The sequence below is a fragment of the Caulobacter sp. RHG1 genome (assembly GCF_013181195.1).
Taxonomy (GTDB): Bacteria; Pseudomonadota; Alphaproteobacteria; order Caulobacterales; family Caulobacteraceae; genus Caulobacter.
Genome location: NZ_SMZP01000011.1, coordinates 63,641 through 84,150, shown reverse-complemented (window position 1 = coordinate 84,150; position 20,510 = coordinate 63,641). Strand labels below are relative to the sequence as shown.

The 20,510-nt window shown below is 66.7% G+C and carries 19 protein-coding genes and 1 pseudogene; 11 read left to right on the top strand and 9 right to left on the bottom strand.

From position 1 onward, the window contains the following. The first annotated feature begins 197 nt into the window (after window positions 1-197). Window positions 198-644: a hypothetical protein gene (locus E1H18_RS26560; protein WP_206679134.1), complete on the top strand. Its 447-nt coding sequence runs from the start codon at window positions 198-200 to the stop codon at window positions 642-644. Window positions 645-705: 61 nt separating this feature from the next. Here E1H18_RS26560 and E1H18_RS25225 read toward each other — a convergent pair whose 3' ends face one another. Next, window positions 706-4,443 carry a hypothetical protein gene (locus E1H18_RS25225; protein ID WP_172274668.1) on the bottom strand — a complete coding sequence of 1,246 codons (3,738 nt, stop codon included), beginning with the start codon at window positions 4,441-4,443 and terminating at the stop codon, window positions 706-708. A gap of 241 nt (window positions 4,444-4,684) precedes the next feature. Here E1H18_RS25225 and E1H18_RS25220 point away from each other — a divergent pair, with 241 nt between their 5' ends. From E1H18_RS25220 to E1H18_RS25195, 7 genes and pseudogenes are all read left to right on the top strand, one after another. After that, the gene (locus E1H18_RS25220) at window positions 4,685-5,056 is read left to right on the top strand and encodes an MmcQ/YjbR family DNA-binding protein (RefSeq protein WP_172274665.1); all 372 of its coding nucleotides are present in this window, start codon (window positions 4,685-4,687) and stop codon (window positions 5,054-5,056) included. A gap of 413 nt (window positions 5,057-5,469) precedes the next feature. After that, window positions 5,470-5,835: pseudogene (locus E1H18_RS27030) on the top strand (ParB/Srx family N-terminal domain-containing protein); the annotation flags it as partial. A gap of 318 nt (window positions 5,836-6,153) precedes the next feature. After that, window positions 6,154-7,464, top strand: a complete 1,311-nt coding sequence (gene trbL, locus E1H18_RS27025; protein WP_370526599.1) for a P-type conjugative transfer protein TrbL — start codon at window positions 6,154-6,156, stop codon at window positions 7,462-7,464. A 2-nt stretch (window positions 7,465-7,466) separates the two neighbouring features. Then, window positions 7,467-8,153 carry a conjugal transfer protein TrbF gene (gene trbF, locus E1H18_RS25210; protein ID WP_172274659.1) on the top strand — a complete coding sequence of 229 codons (687 nt, stop codon included), beginning with the start codon at window positions 7,467-7,469 and terminating at the stop codon, window positions 8,151-8,153. Beyond that, on the top strand, window positions 8,150-8,950 hold the full coding sequence (trbG, locus tag E1H18_RS25205; protein ID WP_172274656.1) for a P-type conjugative transfer protein TrbG: 801 nt from the start codon (window positions 8,150-8,152) through the stop codon (window positions 8,948-8,950). Before trbF ends, trbG begins: the two co-directional genes overlap by 4 nt. Beyond that, complete coding sequence (locus E1H18_RS25200) at window positions 8,947-10,101, top strand: TrbI/VirB10 family protein (protein ID WP_172274653.1); 1,155 nt, start codon at window positions 8,947-8,949, stop codon at window positions 10,099-10,101. Before trbG ends, E1H18_RS25200 begins: the two co-directional genes overlap by 4 nt. Next, window positions 10,098-10,322, top strand: a complete 225-nt coding sequence (locus tag E1H18_RS25195; protein WP_172274651.1) for a DUF2274 domain-containing protein — start codon at window positions 10,098-10,100, stop codon at window positions 10,320-10,322. The genes E1H18_RS25200 and E1H18_RS25195 overlap by 4 nt, the downstream gene beginning before the upstream one ends. Window positions 10,323-10,344: 22 nt before the next feature. Here E1H18_RS25195 and E1H18_RS25190 read toward each other — a convergent pair whose 3' ends face one another. From E1H18_RS25190 to E1H18_RS25170, 5 genes are read right to left on the bottom strand one after another with little or no spacing between them, the layout of a single operon-like run. Continuing rightward, complete coding sequence (locus tag E1H18_RS25190; RefSeq protein ID WP_172274648.1) at window positions 10,345-11,445, bottom strand: DUF4238 domain-containing protein; 1,101 nt, start codon at window positions 11,443-11,445, stop codon at window positions 10,345-10,347. 9 nt (window positions 11,446-11,454) lie between these two features. Continuing rightward, on the bottom strand, window positions 11,455-12,348 hold the full coding sequence (locus E1H18_RS25185) for a hypothetical protein (protein ID WP_172274645.1): 894 nt from the start codon (window positions 12,346-12,348) through the stop codon (window positions 11,455-11,457). A 9-nt stretch (window positions 12,349-12,357) separates the two neighbouring features. Continuing rightward, window positions 12,358-13,368, bottom strand: coding sequence for a hypothetical protein (locus tag E1H18_RS25180; protein WP_172274642.1), 1,011 nt, complete (start codon window positions 13,366-13,368; stop codon window positions 12,358-12,360). Continuing rightward, window positions 13,365-14,309, bottom strand: coding sequence for an S-4TM family putative pore-forming effector (locus tag E1H18_RS25175; protein WP_172274640.1), 945 nt, complete (start codon window positions 14,307-14,309; stop codon window positions 13,365-13,367). The genes E1H18_RS25180 and E1H18_RS25175 overlap by 4 nt, the downstream gene beginning before the upstream one ends. Beyond that, window positions 14,309-15,763, bottom strand: a complete 1,455-nt coding sequence (locus E1H18_RS25170) for a cyclic GMP-AMP synthase DncV-like nucleotidyltransferase (RefSeq protein WP_172274637.1) — start codon at window positions 15,761-15,763, stop codon at window positions 14,309-14,311. The genes E1H18_RS25175 and E1H18_RS25170 overlap by 1 nt, the downstream gene beginning before the upstream one ends. A 649-nt stretch (window positions 15,764-16,412) precedes the next feature. Here E1H18_RS25170 and E1H18_RS25165 point away from each other — a divergent pair. Continuing rightward, window positions 16,413-16,637 (top strand): hypothetical protein, encoded by a 225-nt coding sequence (locus E1H18_RS25165; protein ID WP_172274636.1) that lies wholly within the window; start codon window positions 16,413-16,415, stop codon window positions 16,635-16,637. A 4-nt stretch (window positions 16,638-16,641) separates the two neighbouring features. Here E1H18_RS25165 and dinB read toward each other — a convergent pair whose 3' ends face one another. From dinB to E1H18_RS25150, 3 genes are read right to left on the bottom strand one after another with little or no spacing between them, the layout of a single operon-like run. After that, window positions 16,642-17,709 (bottom strand): DNA polymerase IV, encoded by a 1,068-nt coding sequence (gene dinB / locus E1H18_RS25160; protein WP_172274633.1) that lies wholly within the window; start codon window positions 17,707-17,709, stop codon window positions 16,642-16,644. Between the two features lie 53 nt (window positions 17,710-17,762). Further along, window positions 17,763-18,335: an alpha-ketoglutarate-dependent dioxygenase AlkB gene (locus tag E1H18_RS25155; protein WP_241736201.1), complete on the bottom strand. Its 573-nt coding sequence runs from the start codon at window positions 18,333-18,335 to the stop codon at window positions 17,763-17,765. Then, window positions 18,332-18,631, bottom strand: a complete 300-nt coding sequence (locus tag E1H18_RS25150; protein WP_172274631.1) for a hypothetical protein — start codon at window positions 18,629-18,631, stop codon at window positions 18,332-18,334. Before E1H18_RS25150 ends, E1H18_RS25155 begins: the two co-directional genes overlap by 4 nt. A 283-nt stretch (window positions 18,632-18,914) precedes the next feature. Here E1H18_RS25150 and E1H18_RS25145 point away from each other — a divergent pair, with 283 nt between their 5' ends. Further along, a complete protein-coding gene (locus tag E1H18_RS25145; RefSeq protein ID WP_172274826.1) occupies window positions 18,915-19,460 on the top strand; it encodes an antirestriction protein ArdA in 546 nt (181 codons plus the stop codon). Window positions 19,461-19,705: 245 nt separating this feature from the next. Beyond that, the gene (locus E1H18_RS25140; RefSeq protein WP_172274628.1) at window positions 19,706-20,476 is read left to right on the top strand and encodes a hypothetical protein; all 771 of its coding nucleotides are present in this window, start codon (window positions 19,706-19,708) and stop codon (window positions 20,474-20,476) included. The last annotated feature ends 34 nt before the right edge of the window (window positions 20,477-20,510 follow it).

Genomic DNA, 20,510 nt, shown 5'->3' with positions numbered 1-20,510 from the left:
CCGCTTTTCTTTTTCCGTAACGCGGCCTGCTAGTTCAGCTGGAAACATTCTGCCCACCGGGTTGGAATTGCCGGTCAGGATTGAGCGTTAGTTCGCCAATCTCTTTAAAAATTCATATAATATAGTGCGTTATGCCGACGACGAGTTGGCTCAATTTTTGCGGGAACCGTGTCGTAGTCTCACGTCACGGTGCCGTCATGAATGTCAGCAACAGGGATATCGCGGTCACGATCCGCGCAAACTATCCGACGCCAGCGACCGCCGATACCGGGGCGGTAGGTGTTCGACTCCAGCCCAAGGAACTTCCGAGCCAATCCCAAGCGCAACGGCGAGAGAGTCGCCCAGACCCGTTCATTGATGCGCACGAGGCGATAGCGCGTGCGCAGGCCAATCGATCATCTTCGGGTATGCGCCTTGGCGACGTCTCTGGCTTCTCCGAAAAGGAGGCGAAGGGTTCTCTCGCCACAATCGAGAAACTCATTTCTCTGGGGGGTGCGGAGCGCTGGGCCGTCAGCGCATCGAATGGTGACCAGAGCACCAACTCTCTGAATACATTGGCAGATTGGTTACGCGAACGCGTGGGGGCAGGTACCACTGACCCATCAGAGGTAAACGCTGGAGCCCTGCTCGACGTCTCTGCATAAGCGTCGCTGGCGGCGGCTAGCGACCCAGGCAGGCTCGGCGCCGCGACGTCCAGAAATCCGACTAGTCGCGGGCATTGCGCAGGCGAACTTCGCGGTCCTCGCGCTCAGCCGTGCCTCTATAGGTCTCGGCGATGGACTCTAGAATCTTGACCGTTCTGGGATAGCCGCGCGCGGCTTTAGCCCAGGCTTGGTAGCGCTCGACGAGCGTCCATTCCTGGGCGCCGCCGTCGTCCATGCCCCGGGATGTGACGCCGCGCTGGTTGAATCGACCAACCTCGACGCCGGTGTCGACATCTTGGTTCTGCGCGCGTTCAATCTCGGCCGCGACGATGACGCCGGGCCAGAATGGCTGGACCTCGTGGGAATTGGCCAGGGCCTGGCCGACATACTGGTCGGTGATCGGGCCGCGGGCATTTTCCCGACCGAGCTGGCGCACCCCGTCGACCCAGGCGGCGAGCGCGGCGGCGTCCACGCCGTCCTCGCCAGAGCCGGGGAGGGTGTCGAACTTCATCAGAAGGCGGAAGCACAGGGTCGCGACGTTGACCTCCTGCTCCGACGGCTCCTCGCGCACCGGATCGCCCTCACCGCGGAAGACGGTTTGGATGAGGCTGAAGAAGAAAAACGGGTCAGTGGCCATCAGGCGTTGCAGCGCCAAGTGGCGCGAGCCGTACTCGATCACCGACAACAGGGAAAATTCCCGCCGGGCGATGTCGTGTGCGTCGGCGTCAGCGGCCTTGTCGAGCGCGTCCAGGGCCCCTTCGACATAGAAGCCGGTCATGGTGTCGGGCTGAACGCGGCCGGCATTGATCTCCAGGACCAGCGTGTCGAGCATGTTCAGGATCAGGGCGGCGGGGACCTGGTCGCGGTGATTGTGGGCGACCCGCAAGGCCGCGCTGCCGCGTTCGACCGCCAGATAGAACAGGATGGCGGCGATCAGATGTTCGAGAGCCACGGATACGGCGGGCTTTTCACGCCAGTAGGCGAGGGCCACTTCGCCGTCGAGATCGATCAGGAACGACCAGGTCTCGGGCGTGTCGGGCCAATGGAAACACACGCTGGCGATATCAGGTGGGGGGGCGCCGAAGTCATGCATCGTACGAACGACGTCGCGCCACGCGATCTGCCGTTCGGGTCTGTCGCGCCAGCTATTGTAGCTGATGCCGCTGAGCATGATGGCGAACGGACGCAGCGCCGGATCGTGACGCGCGGCTTCGAAGAGCTCGAATACGGCCTCGGGCGTTTCCAGGATTTCGACGGCCGCTACGGCCACATCGTAGCTGACCTCAACATTGATACGCGCCAGCGCCAGGATGCCGGGGACACCCAACGCGGCGTGGAGCTCCCTCAAGGCGTCGCGGCGCTTGATCTTAAGGTCGGCCATGGCCTGGTCGAAGTCGTTCATCGCCAGCGGCAGCTCGGTGAACAACGTGCGCGTCGTCACCAGGATATCCTCGACGCCGAAGCGTTGGGTAACCTCCTGATAGGCCCGCAATTCCTCGGCGGGGATCGCCCAGGCCGTCGAGGCAAACGCTTCATGACGGCGCAGCTCCTTGCGCAACGCCTCCCAGATCGCGGCCTTGGCGTCGGCGGGCAGCTGCGGACGCGCCGCGTCGAGGCCCTCGAAGACCTTGGCGCGATACTCAGGGGGAAGATCGGTGAGGCGGCGGATCAGCGCCGTCCAGCGCTCGGCGTCGAGTCCGGCATGGTCGATGAGCAGATCGGCCACGTGGCGCGCACCCTGGCCGACCATGGCGTTGGTCACGTGTTCACTGCGGCCGCCTCCGTCGCGGAACCGTGGGCGTACCGTGGCCAGGGCGGACTCGTGGCGGCCTGGCAAAAGGCTCAGCAGTAGCGTCCAGCCGACCGCGGGGTAGGTTTCCACCACGATCGACAAGGCGTCCTGGCGCTCTTCCCAGGTGGCGTTGGTTCCAGGATTCCAGAGCAGGAAGATGGACCGCAGGGTGCTCTTGGGGCGGTTGGCGTATCGACCGCCCGGGTCGATCTCGGCGAGCCGCGCCAGCACCAGGGCGACGCGCGGGAAAAGCTCACTGGGCCAGGCCAGGGCTTCGAGAGCCCAGAGCACGTTCGAGTAGGGGCCCGAGCGGCCGAAGATGTCGGGGCTTTCGTCAAAAAGGGCTAGGGCCTTGGGCTGTTTCCCCTCGAGCAAGTGCTCGAGGGCCGAGAGGAAAGGGTCGGGGGCGGCCTCCGCCAGGACGATCAGTTCGTCGCGCAGGCTGGCCATCAGCCGGGTGTCCGTCCGCAGGCCCGGCAGATTGCTGATCAGGTCGTTGACGAAGGCCTGAGGCGTCTTGTGCGGCACCGTCAGGCGGGCCTCGTCGTGCAGCATCGCGATCTGCAGCAGCGTCTGGGCCAGACCTTGTCTCAGGAAGTCGCTGTGGGCGTAGCCGTCGTTGTGAGGCGCGAACGGCGCGTCCGAGGGCGCGACCACCTCGGAGAACACGGTGGTGGCGATCTTCTCCAGGCGTTCCAGGTCTTCCAGGGTCAGAAGGCTGCCAAGCTGGATGAAGGCGTCGACGGGCGCGCGCGTCAGCCAGATCGGGTGTTCCTGCTCGATGAACGGATCCTGCTCTGCGGTCAGGGGCTGCAGGGTCCTGAGCAGTTCGAGGTAACTGCCCGGGGCGTTGAGGTCGGCCAGGCGTTCGCGGTCGGGTTCGAGGTTGGCGTTCCAGGCCCCGGCCAGCATGGCCGGAAGCAGGGCGCGTCCCAGCTTGGCCCAGCGCGGCCGCTCGACATTGGCCGAGGCAATCTGGCGTTCCAGGATCGTCACGCTCCGGCCCACGGCCTTGCCCAGCGCCCGGCTCTTGGCGCTATCGAAGCCCATCGTCTCCAGCGCCTTGGCCATTTCGTCGGCGCTCGGGCGGGGCAGGGTGCTCTCGCGGCGGCCCTTCTGGTCCTGGCCCAGAGCCACCACCGTTGGACCGTCGTTGGACAGGAGGCCGGCCAGGCCGACGGCGCTGCCCATGGGCAAGAACACCAGGTTTTTGTAGCCCGCCAGGTCCGCGGCGACCTCCTCGTGCTTCAAGACCAAGGTGCGCGCCTCGAGATGGTCGCGCTCTTTGGCCGGCGCGCGCCGGATGGCCGCGACGGCGAAGGCGATGACCTCGGTGGGGGAGTCGGCCATCAGCGGATAGCGGCCGGGATCTCCCAGCAGCGCCTTCACCAGGTCGGCGGCGGCGGCGTCTCGGCCGGCCAGGAGGACGTCCTCGGTCAGCTGCGGGTCGAACCGGCGAGAATAGGCCTCCCAGAACTCGTCGGTGCTCAGGGCGCCGGACTTGGGGTAGTTGCCGATCACCTCGCGGGCCCAGCGCGAGGCCACGGCCGGGCGCTCGTCCAGCCATGTCTCCAGCTGCGAGCCGTCGATCAGGCGAACGTCCTTCCAGACATAGGCCGCCTTCATCTCGTCGATGAGATCGTGCAGCTTTTCCCTGGGGGTGTCCCAGGTCTGGGGCGTGACGAAGACAAAGCTCAGGTCCTTGCGCTCGTCCTCCGGAATCGCCTTCGAACGCTTGTCGAAGTCGGACCAAGCCTTGGTCGAGATGGTCTTCTCGACCCCAAATTCCCAGATCGAGCGACCGTCCGGTACGAAGGCGCTGGTGGTGATGGTTTCGACCACGCCGTCGAAGCCGCGCACCTTGCCCTTGTCGCCTTCGGGGAAGCGGTAGTGGGAGAGGTTGGTGACCGTGGCGCGGATCAGGGCGCCCACCAGGCCCGGCAGATTGATCGGGCCTTGGGCTGTGCCAGCCCAGGTCTCCAGGTTCTTGGCGTTGATCCACTTCATCGACGATCGCTCCACAATCTAAGCGTGGCCATAGCAGGCCTGTCGCGTACCGGTCGAGATCGCCGGACCCACCTTGAGGTTGCCGGCGTGGTGGCGATGGCCGCGGCCAGATCGTAACCTCGGGGCTGAGGCTTGGGCCACCACCCCACCGGCTGGGGACGACCGGATCTGTCGTGCCGCCCGATGACTTTTGCATCGCGGCGACGACTCGGATTTTGATCCGCGCCGCAGCGAGGATCCGATGACCCCTGACGATTTCACCGCCCTGGCCCTGGCCCTGGGACCGAATATCCAGGCCAAGGCCATCCTCGAGACCGTGCAGTTCCGGGCGGGCGGCAAGGCCTTGGCGACCCTGGGCTGGCCGGTGCCCGGCTGGGCGGTGGCCAAGATCTCCCCCGCGCGCCAGGCCTGGGCGCTGTCGCTGAGTGACGGCATAGCCTGCGAGCCGGGGCGGCGGCGCAAGTCGGGCATCGTCCTGCTGCGTCTGGCGGCGATCAACGAGGCCGTCGCCGCCGAGATCCTGGCTGACGCTTGGTCGTTCGCCCAACGCGTGGAGGCCAAGCGCGCCAGGACGACCGCCGCGCCCATCGTCAGGCCGGCCGCCGCCGCCTGACGGCGTCTAGGCCTGCGACCGCTCTGAGGTCGATCCTTTCACGACGAGCCATCGCCCCCCGGGGGCCGCGCGAGGGACCATCTCTGCGACGGCCGGATTCGGATGGGCCGCGCCCCGTGCTGTTCCAATCCGGCGTTTTGGGTGCTGCAAAAGCCATCACCGCGCGCTGGGCGGCGGACGCCTTTTCTTTCTTCAAGCCGCTTTTCGCGGCCGGGCTTAGGGCTCCGCCCTCGGCGCGCTTCGGATCGCCTTCCGCCCAGCTTCGGGCGTGACGACAGGTCGACACCGCGACAGGGCGCGCCCTGCAGCCGGGTCCCCGCGAAGGCGCCCCTCCGCTTGCACACCCGCGCTCGCCGCTTGGCAGGGTTTCAGGCGCGCCTTGCGCCTGCAACCCAGCCCCAAGGAGGCACATCATGTCCACCTCAGCAGCATTTGCGAGCCTCAAGGCCTCGCGACCCGCGCAGGTCGTCGTGCAATACGGCGAAGTTCGCGACATCCCCCTCAATCGTCTGAAGGCCTCGCCCAAGAATGTCCGCCGGGTCGGCCACAGCGCCGAGGTGATCGAATCCCGCGCGGCCTCGATCACCTACAAGGGCGTCCTGCAGCCGCTCGTCGTCGAGCCGGAGGTCAAGGACGGCCAGGAGACCGGCTACTATCTCGTCAGCGCGGGCGAAGGCCGCCGCCAAGCCTTGCGCCTGCTGGCCAAGCGCAAGGCGCTGGCCAATGGCGCGCCGGTCCGCTGCGTGGTCGACACCACCAACGACCCGGCGGAGGTGTCGCTGGACGAGAATTTCAGCCGTGAACGGCTGCATCCCGCCGACGAGTTCGAAGCCTTCAAGGATATGGCCGAGCGCAAGGGCTACGGCGCCGAGGAGATCGCCGCGCGCCACGGGATCAAGCCCGACGTCGTGCGCCAGCGGCTGCGCCTGGGGGCGGTCGCCCCCGCCTTGCTCGACCTTTACCGCGAAGAGACCCTGACCCTCGAACAGGTCACGGCCTTCGCGGTCAATCCCGACCCTGTCCGCCAGATGCAGGTCTATGAGCAGATGGCGCCGCATAACCGTCAGCCCTTCGCCATCCGTCGCGCCATGACGGAGATGAAGGTCGGCGCCGACGACCGCCGGGTGCGCTTCGTGGGCCTGGACGACTACGTCGCAGCGGGCGGTTCGGTGCTGCGCGACCTCTTCACCGACACCTTCAACACCTACATCGACAGCGGCTTTGGGTTGCTGGGCGGTGAGGTCGCGTTTCTCTCGACCACCCTGGTGGCCATCGATGTGACCCTGGCGGCGCTCTTCTGGGCGTGGTCGCAGGGCGAAGACATCCTGGCCCGGCTGATCAAGAAGACCCTGTACGTCGGGTTCTTCGCCTTCCTGATCGGCAACTTCCAGACCCTGAGCAGCATCGTGATGCGCAGCTTCGCGGGGCTGGGGCTCAAGGCCAGCGCCGCCGGCGCTTCGGCCGAAGACTTCCTGCGGCCGGGCAAACTGGCCGCGCTTGGGATCGAGGCGTGCAAACCGATTTTGCAAGCGGCCGCCGAATTGGGCGGGTTTCCCGGGTTCTTCGAGAACATCGTCCAGATCGTCATTCTTCTGGCCGTGGCGCTGCTGGTGATCGTCGCCTTCTTCATCATCGCCGTGCAGGTCTTCGTAGTGCTGATCGAGTTCAAGCTCGTCAGCCTGGCCGGCTTCGTGCTCGTCCCCTTCGGCCTCTTCGGCCGCACCGCCTTTCTGGCCGAGAAGGTGCTCGGCAATGTCATCGCCTCGGGCGTGAAGGTCATGGTGCTGGCGGTGATCGTCGGCATCGGCTCGTCGTTGTTCTCGGAATTCACCAGCGCCTCTACCGGCCAGCCGACCCTGGAAGAGGTCCTGGCGATGGCCTTGGCGGCTCTGACGCTCCTGGGGCTGTCGATTTTCGGACCCGGCATCGCCTCGGGTCTGGTCTCGGGCGCGCCGCAGTTGGGCGCGGGTGCGGCGGTCGGTACGGGACTGGTGGTCGGCGGCATGGCCATGGCCGGCGCGGCCGCCGCCCAGATGACCGTCGCTGGAACGACGGCTCTAGGCAAAGGCCTGGCTGGCGCGGGGGCGGCCGGTGGCGGTGCGCCGCTGGCAGGCCCGAGCGGTGGAAGCCCGCCATCGCCCTCCGGCCCGCCCGGTCCCTCGGGGCCATCCTCGCCCAAGGGCGGCGGCTCTGGCGAAGGCGCGGCCAGCACCGTGTCGCCCTCCAGGTCCGGCGGTGGCGACACCGGCGGTGATCAGGGCGGCGGCGGTTCGACTGATGCACCCGCCTGGGCGCGCGATCTTCACCAAAAGCAGGCCCTGGCCCACGGCGCGGGCATGGCCTTGCACGCCGTCGGCAGCGGCGATGGATCCAGCGGCGGCGCCGCGCCCAGCCTCAAGGAGGACTGATCATGAACCCCTTCAAGGGATCGGCGCGCTACGGTGCGACCCCTCAGCCGGAAACCCCATACCAACGCGCCGGCCAGGCCTGGGACGATCGGATGGGCGCAGCGCGTGTACAGGCCGCCAACTGGCGGTTGGCGACCCTTGGCCTGCTGGCGTCCAATCTTGCCCTTGGTGGTGGCCTGACCTGGCTAGCCACGCGCGGGTCGGTGACCCCCTGGGTGGTCGAGGTTTCGCGCGACGGTGGGCCGCGGATCACCGCCCCGGCCGTGCAGGGCGCCCGACCCACCGATCCTATGATCGCCTGGACCCTAGCGCGGTTCATCGCCGATGTGCGGACCATCTCCACCGACCCGGTGGTCATGCGCCAGGGATGGCTACGCGCCTACGACTTCGTCGACACCGCGGGCGCGACCGTGCTGTCTGACCATGCCCGTCGTCAGGATCCCTTCGCCCAGGTCGGCCGTGCTCAGGTGACGGTTACGGTGACCAGTGTGGTGCGCGCTACGCCGTCCAGCTTCCAGGTTGCCTGGGTCGAGAAGCGCTACGCCGAGGGCCAACTGGCCGCGACCGAGCGTTGGACGGCGATCCTGACCGTGGTGATCAAGCCGCCGCGCACCGCCGAGGCGCTACGCGCCAATCCGCTGGGCGTCTTCGTCTCGGCGATCGCCTGGTCGAAGGAGTACGGCGCATGACCAGGCGGCGTGACCTCATGGTGGCCGTGGTCGCCGCGGCCTGGCCGCTGGGCGTACTGGCCGCGACGCCGGCCCAGCTGCAGGTTCCGGCCGGGCCCAAGCGCTTCATCTATGATGAAGAGACGGTCTATCCGATCATCGCCACGCCCGGCCGCATCACCGACATCGTCCTGGAGCCTGGAGAAGCCCTGGTGGGCGAGGGCGCGATCGCCGCCGGCGACACCGCCCGCTGGGTGATCGGCGACACCGTCAGCGGCGTGGGCGCCACGCGGCGGGTGCACGTTCTGGTCAAGCCGACGGCGGCGAACCTGGCCACCAACCTCCTGATTAACACCGACCGGCGCACCTACCACCTTGAGCTTCGAGCCTCGGCGCGCACCTGGCTTTCGCAAGTGGCCTGGGTCTATCCGCCGCCGCCGATCGTGCTCGTGGCCGCGCCGCCGACCCCGGCAAACAGGCCGCCGACCGAGCCGTCGGAGCGCCGCATCAACATCGGCTATAAGATCGAAGGCACCCACCCGCCCTGGCGTCCGATCCGGGTCTTTGACGACGGCCGCAAGGTCTTCGTCGCGTTCGGCCCTGGGATCGATGTCTCGGACCTGCCGCCGCTCTATCGCCTGGGCCCGGACGGCAAGACCGCTGAGCTGATCAACTACCGCATCGAGGGCCAGCGTCTGGTCACGGACCGTCTGTTCGACCGCACGGAGCTGCGTCTGGGCGCCAAGCGGCGCGCGATCGCCGTGCGCCTGACTCGTAAGGCTAAGCCTCAGTACGTCATCCAGGAGCCGGCCCCATGAGCGAGGACCGCGACGCGCACGAAAGCCAAGTCGCCAAGACGCTTCGACTACGGACCGCTTCGGCCCCCGTCGCGCGGGTGTCGCGGCGGGCCTTGATGGTGGCTTCGGTCGTGCTGGCGGTGGGGCTTGCTGGGGCGCTGGGTTGGTCGCTGATGGAAAAGCGCAAACCTGCCGAGCGCGAACCGACCTTCACCCCACCTCAGCCGCCCGAACAGGTCAGCGCCTTGCCTGGCGGCTATGTTGGTCCCGCGCACGTGCCGGCGCTGGGGCCGCCCTTGCCCGGCGACCTGGGGCGGCCGATCCTGGCCGCCAGCCGGGCTAAGGCCGGTGGAACGCCCACGATACCGCCGGACCTGATTGACGCCTCGCCGGGGTCGGCCACGACACCGCTGGCGGATCCGCGTCGGGCGGCAGAAAGGGACGCGCGCCAGGCGGCGATCGTCAGCGGTCTCTTCCTGCCCGCTTCGTCGCGCCGGACAGTCACGGCGTCAGGGGCAGCGGTGGCGGCGACGCCGACCGCGGAAGCGAGAGGCGATGCCCGCACGACCAGCGCCGAGCGCCTTCAGGCTCCGGCCTCGCCCTATATCCTACAGGCCGGCGCGATCATTCCGGCGGCCTTGGTTACGGGGCTCCGGTCGGACGTCTCGGGTCTGGCCATCGCTCAGGTGACCCAGGACGTGTTCGACAGTCTCGGGGGCGGCGTCCTGCTGATCCCGGCCGGGGGCCGCCTGATCGGCGAGTACGAGGCCGGCGCGCGCGGCGGACAGACCCGTTTGGCGGTGACCTGGACGCGGCTGATCCTGCCGTCGGGGCGCTCAATCGTGCTGGACAAGCTACCGGGCGCCGATGAGCAGGGCATGGCCGGCCTGCAGGATGGCGTCGATCGTCACGGCCGCCGGGTGCTCGCTGCCGCCGGCCTCAGCACGCTCCTGGCCATCGGAACCGAGATCGGGTCGTCCCGCCAGGATGACGATCTGCTGCGGGCCTTGCGGCGGGCCCGGCGCGACACGGCCAACAGCGTCGGCCAGCAAGCGGTGGGTCGATCTCTCGATCTGGCGCCGACCCTGACCATCCGCCCCGGCGCGCCCCTGCGGGTGCTGCTGACCCGCGACCTGATTCTTGAACCCTATGTCGAAAGGAAGGTCCCATGAGCAAACTGAAGCTTGGTCCCCTGGAGGACGAGACCCCGATCAAGATCACCCTGGACCTGCCGGCCGCCATCCATCGCGATCTGCTGGCCTATGCCCAGGCTCACGCGGCCGAGACCGGCGGCAAGGCGCCCGAACCGGCCAGGCTGGTGGCGCCGATGCTGGCGCGGTTCATGGCCACCGACCGGGCGTTTGTACGGGGGCGGCGTAGGGGCGGGAATTGAACGCCGCCGCTCGTCGCCAGGCTTAGGCGCGGTAAGGGCGATAGTTCTGGCCGGACACGAAGCCGGCCTGGATGACGCCCCATCGTTTGAAACCTGCGCCCGTGCCGTTCGAGTAGACGACGCCGTCAGGCCGAAGGTTCAGGAACGAGGGCCAGGCGATGGGGCGCGGCGCGTTCGGCACAACGCGGATGAGAATCTCTCTGCCGGGTTCCAACGTCTCACGGTCCTGGACATCGTAGCGAGCGCCCCAACCATCCCGGTCAGCCAGGACGGCATGATGCACGGTATGCGGCGTGGAAGGCCGGTAGGGGGCCGCCCTTGAGGCTTGTGCAGTAACAAGCGGACGGTCTTCCCAGCGGCGAAAGTAGAGGTTGCTCATACAGTTTAGGACTTGGTGGGCGTTCAGAGCCTCCACGTCTGACCGTTTGACCAGGTCGACGACGCCTCCGCGTTCAGGAATAGCGTAAACGTCCGCGTCATAGAGCATTGCCAGGCGATCTGGGGAGAGTGGCAGCAGGAAGATCGCACCGGCGCTGCCGGCTCCAAAGCCCCGACCAGCCGTACGGGGGTCTTGCAGGTGCCAACGATTGGTTTCGATGGCCGGATTGTCCGACGTGATGAACGGTGATCCGCTGGAGTTCCGGATGATGCAGACCGCCAGATCGTCGACCATTCGCATGGTGTCGCTGTAGGCCAGCATCGACGAATGAACCGCTTGCCGCGCAGCATCCTTTAAATTCGGCGTAGGCTCAGTTTGGCCGGGGATATCGTACATCGCCAGCAGCATTTTCGCCGCGTTGCGCGACGAGAGCTCCGTCCGCAGATGCTGCAGATAGATAAAGCGCTGGAGAACGATCCTGAGCCGGGCGTCGACCCGGGCGTTCACGTTCAGCATGTCCGGTAACAGCCCTGCGTAGCCGTTTTCGACAGAGTTGATCGCCGATTCCAGCTTTTCGTCGGCGCCATAGAAGTAGTCGCCCGAGCATTGGTTCTTCACCGGAGCGTCGGCGATTGGCGCACTTCGGGGCAGGTTGAAGAGGTTGATGCAACGCCCCTGCCCATCGACCGTGAAGGGCTTGAGATGGCAGCGGGGGACATAGTGCTGATTTTTGTTGTTCGGCACGCGGGAGTCTTAGGCGAATGCCGCGCCAGAGGCGGAACGGTCAGCGGCGCAGCTGGGGCAGTGGGGTGTTTCGGTCTCGTGGATCTCGAACTGGCGGAAAGGGTCCTTGAGCGCCTCGGGATGGTAGTGTCCGACAATCATCTCCGGCGGCAGGTCGACCTGCACAGTGACGGTGAAGTCCAGCTTGGGAATGAAGGTCGGCGCATTGACTGTGACGCGCACCCATTCCTGGAGAAGTTTACGCGCGAACTCTCGCCGGGTGTTCGCCGCCGCTGTTCTGAACGGCAGGTCGACCTCAATCATGGTTGGTACGCCCCGGCGTCGCAAGGCGCGGTGAGCCGAGAAGCCTAGCAGGGCGGTCACCCACTCGCTGCCATAGAGCATGTAGTGGCCGATACGATCGAGTTGTGGCTGGTCATCGGCGCAGACATAGAGACGACCCGTGTCGCGCTCACGGCTGCCCCACTGGGCTAGCTTCTCGTCGATCGTGGGCCTTAGCCAGGCGAGTTCCTCGTCCTCCGCCACCATTCTGCGGACCGCTTCAGCGCGCTGGGTCGGATCGTTCAGGCGAAGTCCATCCCGGTGATAGACGCCGGCGTCGGCAACGCGACAACCGTGGAAACTCCGCAGAACCGCACCTTCCAGGGCATTGGCAAGCAGGTCCAAGGCGGTGTCGATCTGAACCAGCAGCTTTGGGGCAAGCACGACGTCGAGCCAGTCGTAGTCGTCCCAAGGCAGATCCCTCGGTCTCGTACGCTGCAGACGTTCCCACGCGCCCTTACGAAAGAACGGACGGACCCAGTCACCCAGCGGGCCGAACCAGGTCGCGCGATCCTTCCAATGGACAAGGCGGCCCAGCCAAATAGCATCCGCGGACGTGACGGTGGCGACATCCTGCAGCATGGCCGGTCCCTACATCGCCGACCCGTAACCGGTCAGGGCTGGCTTGCGGTCCTCGCGGGTGACCAGGCTTTTGATCCATCCCATCGCCGTCTCGACCACCCACTTCAGCTGCGCCGCGCTCAGCGGGGCAGGGGGCGCTGAACCGCCTCCATGGCTGCGCGGATTGCGGATGTCGCGATAGAGCGCCCGCAGGGCGTCGGCCTCCCAGCGGGCGATAAAGGCGCTGCTGCGCTCGCCGGCCAGATTGTCGATGAAATTGGCCGCGCCGCGCTCCTTGCCGGTCGACCAGCCGTGATCGTCCGACAGGATCTTGATCGCGCTCTCCAGCGCGCACAGGGCGTGGACCACCGCGTCCTGGTCGGTGCGGTCCAGATGTTCCACCGCCGCCTTCATCTCCTCGTCCACGACCCGCCAGCGGGGCGCGGCGACGATCTCCCAGAACGGCGCTGTGGTCCGCGCGGTCGACAGGGCGTCGTCCGCGAGGTGGAGAAAACCATTGTGGTAGGCCAGACCAGTGCGCTGATTGCGCAAACGCTGGTTCAGTTCGGTCAGCGCGGCGTTGAGCGCGCGACGCTGGCTTTCGAGCGACGGGGTCATGGCCTTCGGCGCGGTGAGGCGAAACAAGCCACGCGGTCGGTCGGGCGGGACGAAGGCCGCCTCGCGCGCGGCCACGGTCTCCTCGGCGGCGCGGAACAAAAGCTCCAGCAGGCTGAACTTACGCTTCAGGAAGACGTCGGCCTCGTCATAGGGCTCGTTGGTCAGGCCGCGAGGGCGCACGAGATAACCCCCGCAGGCGTAGGTGTAGTTGGGCAGACCGTCGATCAGCCGGCCCACGCCAAACTCGCGCGCCAACCGGTCATGGACGTTGCGGAAGAACGCCTCGTCCAGACCGAGCGCTGGGGCCAGATCCTCGAGAATGTGGGCGCATTGGATGAAGAACGGCTGCAAGCCGTCCGTTTGAAACTCGAAGAACACCAGCGAGGACCGGTCGTAGCGGGCCTGGAAAATGTCGGTGATCATGAGCGCGCCTCCGCGGCGTGTCGGGCCGCGGCCGGTGAGCCCTTGTACTCGGCGATGAAGTCCGCGGCCGTCTTGGTCATCTGCAGCTCCAGGCCAGGCCGCCGCAGCTTGTAGACCCCGGGAAGGAACATCGGCGCGGTGGCGCGGCGCAGATAGATCGCGCTTTGGAACTCACGGGCGCGCAGCTCGCAATTGTCGGCCCCGCAACGGTCGGCCAGGGCGTCGTCCCAGACCTTGCGCGCCTGTTGCATCAGCGTCTCCTGGGCCTCGGCCGTATCGCGCTGGCGGAAGGACTCGCGCCAGGCCCAGGTCTGCAGCGGCGTCGACAGCGCCAGGAAGAGGACGAGATCCGGAGTAGGCAGCTCTTCGACAAGCCCCACAGCCGCAAGCACCACAAACACCCCCAACGCCAGAACGCGAATGGCGGTGGCGTAGGAACGGCGAAGCTCGACATCGTAGAACAGGCTGCTGCGCTGGCAGATCAGCCGGGCCAGATAGATGGGCGCCTGGTCGACGACCGGCGCGTACCAGTCGCGCAAGCGGCGGACTTTCTTTTGCCGCTGGAACGTCTCGTCAGCCCCATTGATGTCTTCGGGCCGGGGGCGTTCACCCACCGTGAACCCGTCCCACGGCATCTCGAACACCGTGGTGTCGAACACCTCGGAGATCTTGGCCGCGCGCTTAAGCAGCACCTTCTGTTGGCGATCCAGATAGGCCACGTCGGCAATGGTCAGGCCCATGGCCAGCGCCACCGCGTAGGTCTTGGTCTCGGGAAAGAGCAAGGTGGCGATGGCGCTGAGGATGGGGACCGCGACGGCCAGGGCGACCTGGCAGACGACGAGGGCCTGGGCCGTGTCGTAAATGACCGACACGGCCCGCCGCAGCTTCAGCAGATCGTCCTGGTTCTGGCGAACCGGGATGGCGTTCAACGGCGCGTTCATCAGGCGATCACCACATAGAACGGCGCGCTCTGGGCCACCAACTGCTGGTCGCGCTTGCGCACCACGAAGCCCTCGACCGTGTGCACCCCGCGATAGGACAACTGCTCCCAGCGCGCGCTGCCGTCGTTGGACCGCTCGAAACCACCTCGCAGGCAGCCGGCGCGGTTGGCCTCCTGGTCGGTGTTGGTCACCCGCCAGTGGATATCGTAGTCGCCGGCCAGCGGCGTGCCGGTGCTGGTGCGCAGCTGGAACTGCATCCAGTAGTGCTTGGGCAAGGGAGAGCGGCGCTCGCCCTCGACCGTCTCGACCCAGCGTCCGCCACGCCCGTCGTGCAGGCTGGCGGCCACGGTCACGTTGAACGTGGAGGTCGCGGCCACCTTCCAGCGCGGACGCTGCTTGTGGGGCAAGCGGTCGAAGTTGTCGGGCAGGGCGGTGCGACCAAACTGGGCGAAGCGGGCCACCAGGTCGGTCGCCGCGGCGATCGCCGAGTGCGAAGCCTCCTTGAACAGGTCCGCCGACTTGGAGACCGAAGCGGCCCGTTCGATCGCCACCGAGGCGGCGAACTCCTCGCCGAACACGCGCTGCCACTTGCCGATGCTCTCGTCGCGATCAGCCTCGTTATAGGCGTCGTCGATCCACTCGCGGTAGGTATGGATCTTGTCGCGGAAGTTGGCGTACTTGGTGTCGTCCCAGGCCGCGCTGAACACCTCGCTGGTCAGGACCGGGTTGACCACGGTAGGCAGGGTCGGGTTGCCCTGCAGCCAGTCGTCCAGCCGGCCGACGATCGTCTTCAGGGCGGTCGGCGTGTCGGTGAAGGCGCTGGTCGAATACTGGTCGAAGATGTTGATCTGGTTGCCCAGCAACGTCGTCAGCAGCACCGACGGGCAGGTGAAGGTGGTCTTGATGTCGCGCAGGTACTTCAAGAGCCGGGTGACCTTGCGCAGGCCATTGCCACCGGTCCAGCCGTTGCGCTCGATCAGCCAGTTCGTATAGAGGCCCGGCTCGGTCCGCTCGAAATTGTTGCTGTCGACGTTGCAGACCTCAAGGCGCGTGACGCCGTCGCGGTCGACCACGACCGGGGCGATGTCGATCTTGCGCTCCTTGGCGTACTCGATCGTGATGCAGTGGGAGCTGCGCGACACCTTGTCCTTATAGGTGTTGCTCGCCAGGAAGATCGCCTTCAGCTCGGTGATGTAGCGCTTGGCGTCCCAGCCGGCGACCGGCTTGACGAAGACCATCACGTCGGCGTCGAACGGGCGCTCGTTCACCGGCTTGATGATCGTCTTGTGGGCCCAGGACCCCTGTTCGGCCCAGCTCGTGATGGTCGGATCCCAGCTCGATCCGGAAATGAACGTCTTCAACGCCGCGACGCTGCTGTCCAGCTGCGTCAGCCGCGTGGTGTTGAGGTTCACCGTGTCGTTCAGAAAGTCTTTGAAATGCTCGACAAGCTTCATGGCGTTTCCTTCGAAGCGCCCGACCTTTTGTCGGCGCGCTGTCTGTCCTGTCGCCGCGCCGTTGAAGCCGGAGCGGCTTGGTTTCCAAGGACTCGAGATCGCCACGCGAACGCACAGCTGTACGCGCGCACATCGGCGACATAGGATATCGCCGTCGGCTTTCACGAGTCGGCATTCCGGAGGGGGCGACCTCATCGACCGGCAAGTCAGCGGTCGTCCCCCCGGTCCCCGGCGGCCTTAGCCGCCAGATGCTCCAGGATATTTAGATTGGACGTGGGCAGGCCCACTTCCGTCCGGAGCGGCAAATGCTGGCTGAACCCAGCAGGTCACGGACAGAATCATCCCCTCCGCCCGATGAGTATGGGCTGCTTCGCTCAAAGGTGAAGGGGCAGTAAACGGGCTGATGACCTGAATCTGTCGATTCTCGACATGGGTCCATAGGATTCCTACATGTTGTGGCTAAAAGGTCGCTAGGGGCGAGATAGGGTGTGTGCGGCGCCCTCGGCGGGAAATTGTCGTCAGTCGCGCGGATTGCGGCGGCGATCTCGCTCGGCGCGCAATACCTGGCTTCGACTTGAGGTCCGTGGTCGCCGATCTCATTGTGACCGGGCGGCCCGATCGCGGTGGCTCAAGGCGCGGGAGGGGGCCCATGGGCTGGCATCATGACGAGGAGGAGACCAAGGCCGGTTCTCGGCCTTGGCGCGAGCTTGTCGCCTGGCTGGGCTGCCTCCTCGCGGTGGTTATGCCCACCGCGGCCTTGTCGACCCTGGTCCAGGCGGTGGATCGTGACATCTCACCGCTCTTTGGCCCGGCCCTGTTCGTGGGCCTCTTTACGGTCATGGTCCTGATCGTGCGGCCTTGGACGTTCCGCTAGGCAGCTAGACGAGGGCGGCCTGGACGGCCGGCGGCGCGCTGGCGAAGCTGGAGACGGTCACGCCCAGAAGGCGCACGCCGGCCCGCAGGGGATAGACCGAGCGCACCAGATCCCGGGCCAGCTGGCGCAAGGTCGCGGCGTCGACGATGGCGTCGGCCAGCGACCGGCGGCGGGTGGCCTGCTCGAAGTCGGCATACTTGATCTTGACCGTGGCGGTGCGCCCGTAGGCCTGGGCCGTCTCGCACCAGGAAAACACCTTGTCGGCCAGGGCCGCGACCTCGGCCTCGATCCGGGTGGTGTCCAGAAGATCGGTCTCGAACGTGGTCTCTGAACCCGAGGACTTGCGCTCGCGATCGGGATTGACCGGACGCTCGTCGATCCCGCGCGCGACGCCGTAAAACCAGGGACCCGAGCGGCCGAAATGGCGGACCAGCAACTCCAGGCTCTGGCGGTGCAGGTCTTCGCCGGTCTCGATCCCGAGGGCCTTCATCTTGCGCTCGGTGACCTCGCCGACCCCGTAGAACCGGCCGATCGGCAAGCTGGCGACAAAGGCTTGGCCCTTGCCCGGACCAACCACGAACTGGCCGTCGGGCTTGTTCTGGTCGCTGGCCAGCTTGGCTAGGAACTTGTTGTAGGAGACGCCCGCCGAGGCGGTCAGGCCGGTCGCCTCGTGGATGCGCTGGCGGATCAGCCGGGCGGTGTCGGTGGCGTTGCCCAGAGCGGCCTTGTCGGCGGTGACGTCGAGATAGGCCTCGTCCAGCGACAAAGGTTCGATGAGATCGGTGAAGTCAGCGAAGATCGCGTGGATCTGGCGCGAGACGGCCCGGTAGACCTCGAACCGGTGCGGCACGAAGATCAACTGCGGGCATTTGCGCAGCGCCGTGCTGGAGGGCATGGCCGAGCGCACCCCAAACTGGCGCGCCTCGTAGCTGGCCGCGGCGATTACCCCGCGCGCGGCCGGCGAGCCGACCACAACAGGCTTGCCGCGCAGGTTGGGGTCATCGCGCTGTTCGACCGACGCATAGAAGGCGTCCATGTCGATATGGATGATCTTGCGGGGCGGCGACTCCATGGCCCGGCCTTCTATCACGAATGCGAACAAAATTGGAACATTGACGCGTGGCGCTAGGCTCGCACCGTGCGGAAGGTCACCGAGTAGCGCAGGGCCTCGACGGGCGGGATGCTGTGCTGCCAATCCCTGCGGGAGGGGCCAGACATCAGATAGGCCGAACGCGGCTCTGCCTGCAGCGTCGCCCGCGCCCAGCGCTCGCCGGTCTTGCGGCGCAGGCGAAAGGCGCAGGGCGAGAGGAGCGAGACCCCGGCGATCGCCACGGCCGGCGGGCGATCACGATGCCAGCCGATCCCCGCGCCCGGGGCATATTCGGTGACCAGCGCGTGGCGGAAGCTGCTGATGGCCAGGCCGGTGAAGCCGGCGACCTTGGCCAGCAGCGGCCGCAGGAGGTCGGGGATCGGCTCGCCCGTCTCGACCATGTGGCCGTGGGCGTCGCGTCGCCATCCGAAAGCGGCCACGCGGCGATGGCCCAGATAGCCCTCATGCTCATAGGGCTGGAAATCCAGATCCTGGAAGCGACCCACCAAGTCGCGCTCCTCGTCCTCGCCGATCAGGTCGGGCTGGTAGCGAAAGCCCTCGGGCATGGCGGGCGGCGCGGGCGCGAACAGGCTGAGCTGACCGCTCATCGCCTGGGCGCCTCGACTTGGCGGACGGCCCGCCACCAGGACCAGGGAACGCCGGCCACCAGCTCCATTTCGAACCAAGCCTCATCCCCCTCGAAGTCGGGCGCGTGCTCGGTCGACACGAAGGTGACCTGGCTGCGCAAGGCCCGGCGACTGCCCGGGAAGGTGAAATAGAGGGTGCGGGCAGTCGGATCGCCGTGTCGCTCGCGGTGACGGGTCAGCTTCTCGACGGCGCGGCGATAGACGCGCGGCGGCTTGTCCGCAGACGCGATGCGCCCGGGGTGGGAGGAGGTCGGCACGGAGATTTCCTTAATGTTCTCTAATTGTTCTTTTTGGGGCCGCGGAGTCAATCGACCAGGGCGCGAATCTCGGGACCGACGGCCAGATCCCTCGGCCGCTAGCGCAGGGCGCCGTCTTGGGGCTCCGCCCCCAGCGCGCTGCGGATCGCCTTCCGCCCAGCTTCGGCCGGCCTTGCCGGCCTGCAGCCGGGTCCCCGCGAAGCCGCCCCTCCGCTTGCACCCCCGGTCTCGCCGACGGGCAAGGGTTCGAGTGATCGAACCCCTGCCTTGAAGGATGAGCATGATGGGACAAGCTGTTGATGACCTTGGCTTTGGTGTTGTGGCGCCCCGCATCTATGTTGCGTGTCTGGCCGCCTATAATGCTGGCGTTCTGCATGGCGCCTGGATCGACGTGGAGAGCGACGCCGAAGCGGTGTGGGCCGCGATCCGATCGATGCTGGAGGCCTCGCCCGAGCCAATGGCCGAAGAGTTCGCGATCCACGACCATGAGGGATTTGGCGGGGTCGAGATCGCCGAATATGCGGGGATCGCGCGGGTGGTCGAGATCGCGGGCTTCCTGCGCGCCCGTGGGCGGCTTGGCGCCTTGGTGCTGGCGGAGGTCGGTGGCGATCTGGAGGCGGCAGAGACAGCGCTCGAGGACCAGTATCGCGGTTGCTTCTCAAGCCTCGCCGACAGCTTCCAGGAACTGACCGAGGAGACCGTCGAAATCCCGCAGGCCCTGCGGCTTTATATCGATTACGAGGCCATGGCCCGCGACGCGCGGCTGAACGGCGAGGTCTTTACCGTCGAAACCGCGCCGGACGCGGTGCATGTCTTCTGGACGCGCTAGGCGCGCGTCACGACCGTGACCATCGCGGCGGCCAGCAGCGCCACGGCGGCAAGGGCGGTCCAGCCGGCGGGGGTGAGCAGGCGGGGTGTCGGGCGGAGGCGAGGGGGCATGGCCCAAGGATAGGGCGGGGCCTGCGGCGACGCTAGGCCTCGTCAGTTAAAGCTAAGCTCTACCTCTATGGGGTGGCGCCGGGTTTGGAAATCAACCTATCGTGAAGCTTGACTATTCGAAGCGGGGCATGACGCATGGTGATGACAGACGGCGAGATCAAAGCCACCTCAAAGCAGTTGTTCGACCAAAGCCGCCAGCAGCGGCAACAGACGACCGAGACCACGCCCACGAACCTGACGGGCCAGATCCTGGCGTTCTGCCAATCTCTGGGAGGCGCGCCGGCGGCATTCCTTCCGGTGACGCCCGACCCCCACGGCCTCTTTGGGTTCTGTAGTGATGGGGTCCGGCTGAAAATCGCGGCTGACGGTGGCGCGCCGGTCTACGGCTGGACGATCTGGGAATGGCCGCCGGCGATCGTCACGGCGGAGTTCCATTGCGTCTGGCGCAGTCCCCAAGGCGATCTCGTCGACATCACGCCCAAACCCGCCGACGAGAAGACCATCCTCTTCGTCGAGGATCCCAGCTACGGCGTGGACTTCGATTTTGACCTGCGCCCGCGCAATCGGCGCGTCCGCATCTACGAACCGACTTTGCCCGATCCTGCGGCTCTGATCGCCGGCTTCTCCGAAACCCAGCGCGCCTACGAGACGCGGCGCGCGACCAAGGCGAACCTGAGCCTTGAGGACTGGCTGGCGCAAAAGGCGCCCAAGGATCCGCTGCCCGACGAGATCGACGCGTTTATCGCCCTGTGCGCCGAGTATGACGTACGGATCGACGCGGCCGGATCCAACGAAATCATCGACACCGACCCGACCTTCAGGGCCCTCGTGCGGCACCGCATGGAGGTTGAGGGGCGCATCCGGACCTGGGCGCGCGCCTACCTCGCCGGCCGAGGTGGCGTGTAGTTTGGTTGCGGCGGGCTTGGCGTCCCAAGCCCGC

Bases quoted from the DNA above. Each gene is read 5' to 3' on its own strand.
- E1H18_RS26560 (WP_206679134.1), top strand. From the start codon at position 198: ATGAATGTCAGCAACAGGGATATCGCGGTCACGATCCGCGCAAACTAT.
- E1H18_RS25225 (WP_172274668.1), bottom strand. From the start codon at position 4,443: ATGAAGTGGATCAACGCCAAGAACCTGGAGACCTGGGCTGGCACAGCC.
- E1H18_RS25220 (WP_172274665.1), top strand. From the start codon at position 4,685: ATGACCCCTGACGATTTCACCGCCCTGGCCCTGGCCCTGGGACCGAAT.
- trbL (WP_370526599.1), top strand. From the start codon at position 6,154: ATGAAGGTCGGCGCCGACGACCGCCGGGTGCGCTTCGTGGGCCTGGAC.
- trbF (WP_172274659.1), top strand. From the start codon at position 7,467: ATGAACCCCTTCAAGGGATCGGCGCGCTACGGTGCGACCCCTCAGCCG.
- trbG (WP_172274656.1), top strand. From the start codon at position 8,150: ATGACCAGGCGGCGTGACCTCATGGTGGCCGTGGTCGCCGCGGCCTGG.
- E1H18_RS25200 (WP_172274653.1), top strand. From the start codon at position 8,947: ATGAGCGAGGACCGCGACGCGCACGAAAGCCAAGTCGCCAAGACGCTT.
- E1H18_RS25195 (WP_172274651.1), top strand. From the start codon at position 10,098: ATGAGCAAACTGAAGCTTGGTCCCCTGGAGGACGAGACCCCGATCAAG.
- E1H18_RS25185 (WP_172274645.1), bottom strand. From the start codon at position 12,348: ATGCTGCAGGATGTCGCCACCGTCACGTCCGCGGATGCTATTTGGCTG.
- E1H18_RS25180 (WP_172274642.1), bottom strand. From the start codon at position 13,368: ATGATCACCGACATTTTCCAGGCCCGCTACGACCGGTCCTCGCTGGTG.
- E1H18_RS25175 (WP_172274640.1), bottom strand. From the start codon at position 14,309: ATGAACGCGCCGTTGAACGCCATCCCGGTTCGCCAGAACCAGGACGAT.
- E1H18_RS25170 (WP_172274637.1), bottom strand. From the start codon at position 15,763: ATGAAGCTTGTCGAGCATTTCAAAGACTTTCTGAACGACACGGTGAAC.
- E1H18_RS25165 (WP_172274636.1), top strand. From the start codon at position 16,413: ATGGGCTGGCATCATGACGAGGAGGAGACCAAGGCCGGTTCTCGGCCT.
- dinB (WP_172274633.1), bottom strand. From the start codon at position 17,709: ATGGAGTCGCCGCCCCGCAAGATCATCCATATCGACATGGACGCCTTC.
- E1H18_RS25155 (WP_241736201.1), bottom strand. From the start codon at position 18,335: ATGAGCGGTCAGCTCAGCCTGTTCGCGCCCGCGCCGCCCGCCATGCCC.
- E1H18_RS25145 (WP_172274826.1), top strand. From the start codon at position 18,915: ATGGGACAAGCTGTTGATGACCTTGGCTTTGGTGTTGTGGCGCCCCGC.
- E1H18_RS25140 (WP_172274628.1), top strand. From the start codon at position 19,706: ATGGTGATGACAGACGGCGAGATCAAAGCCACCTCAAAGCAGTTGTTC.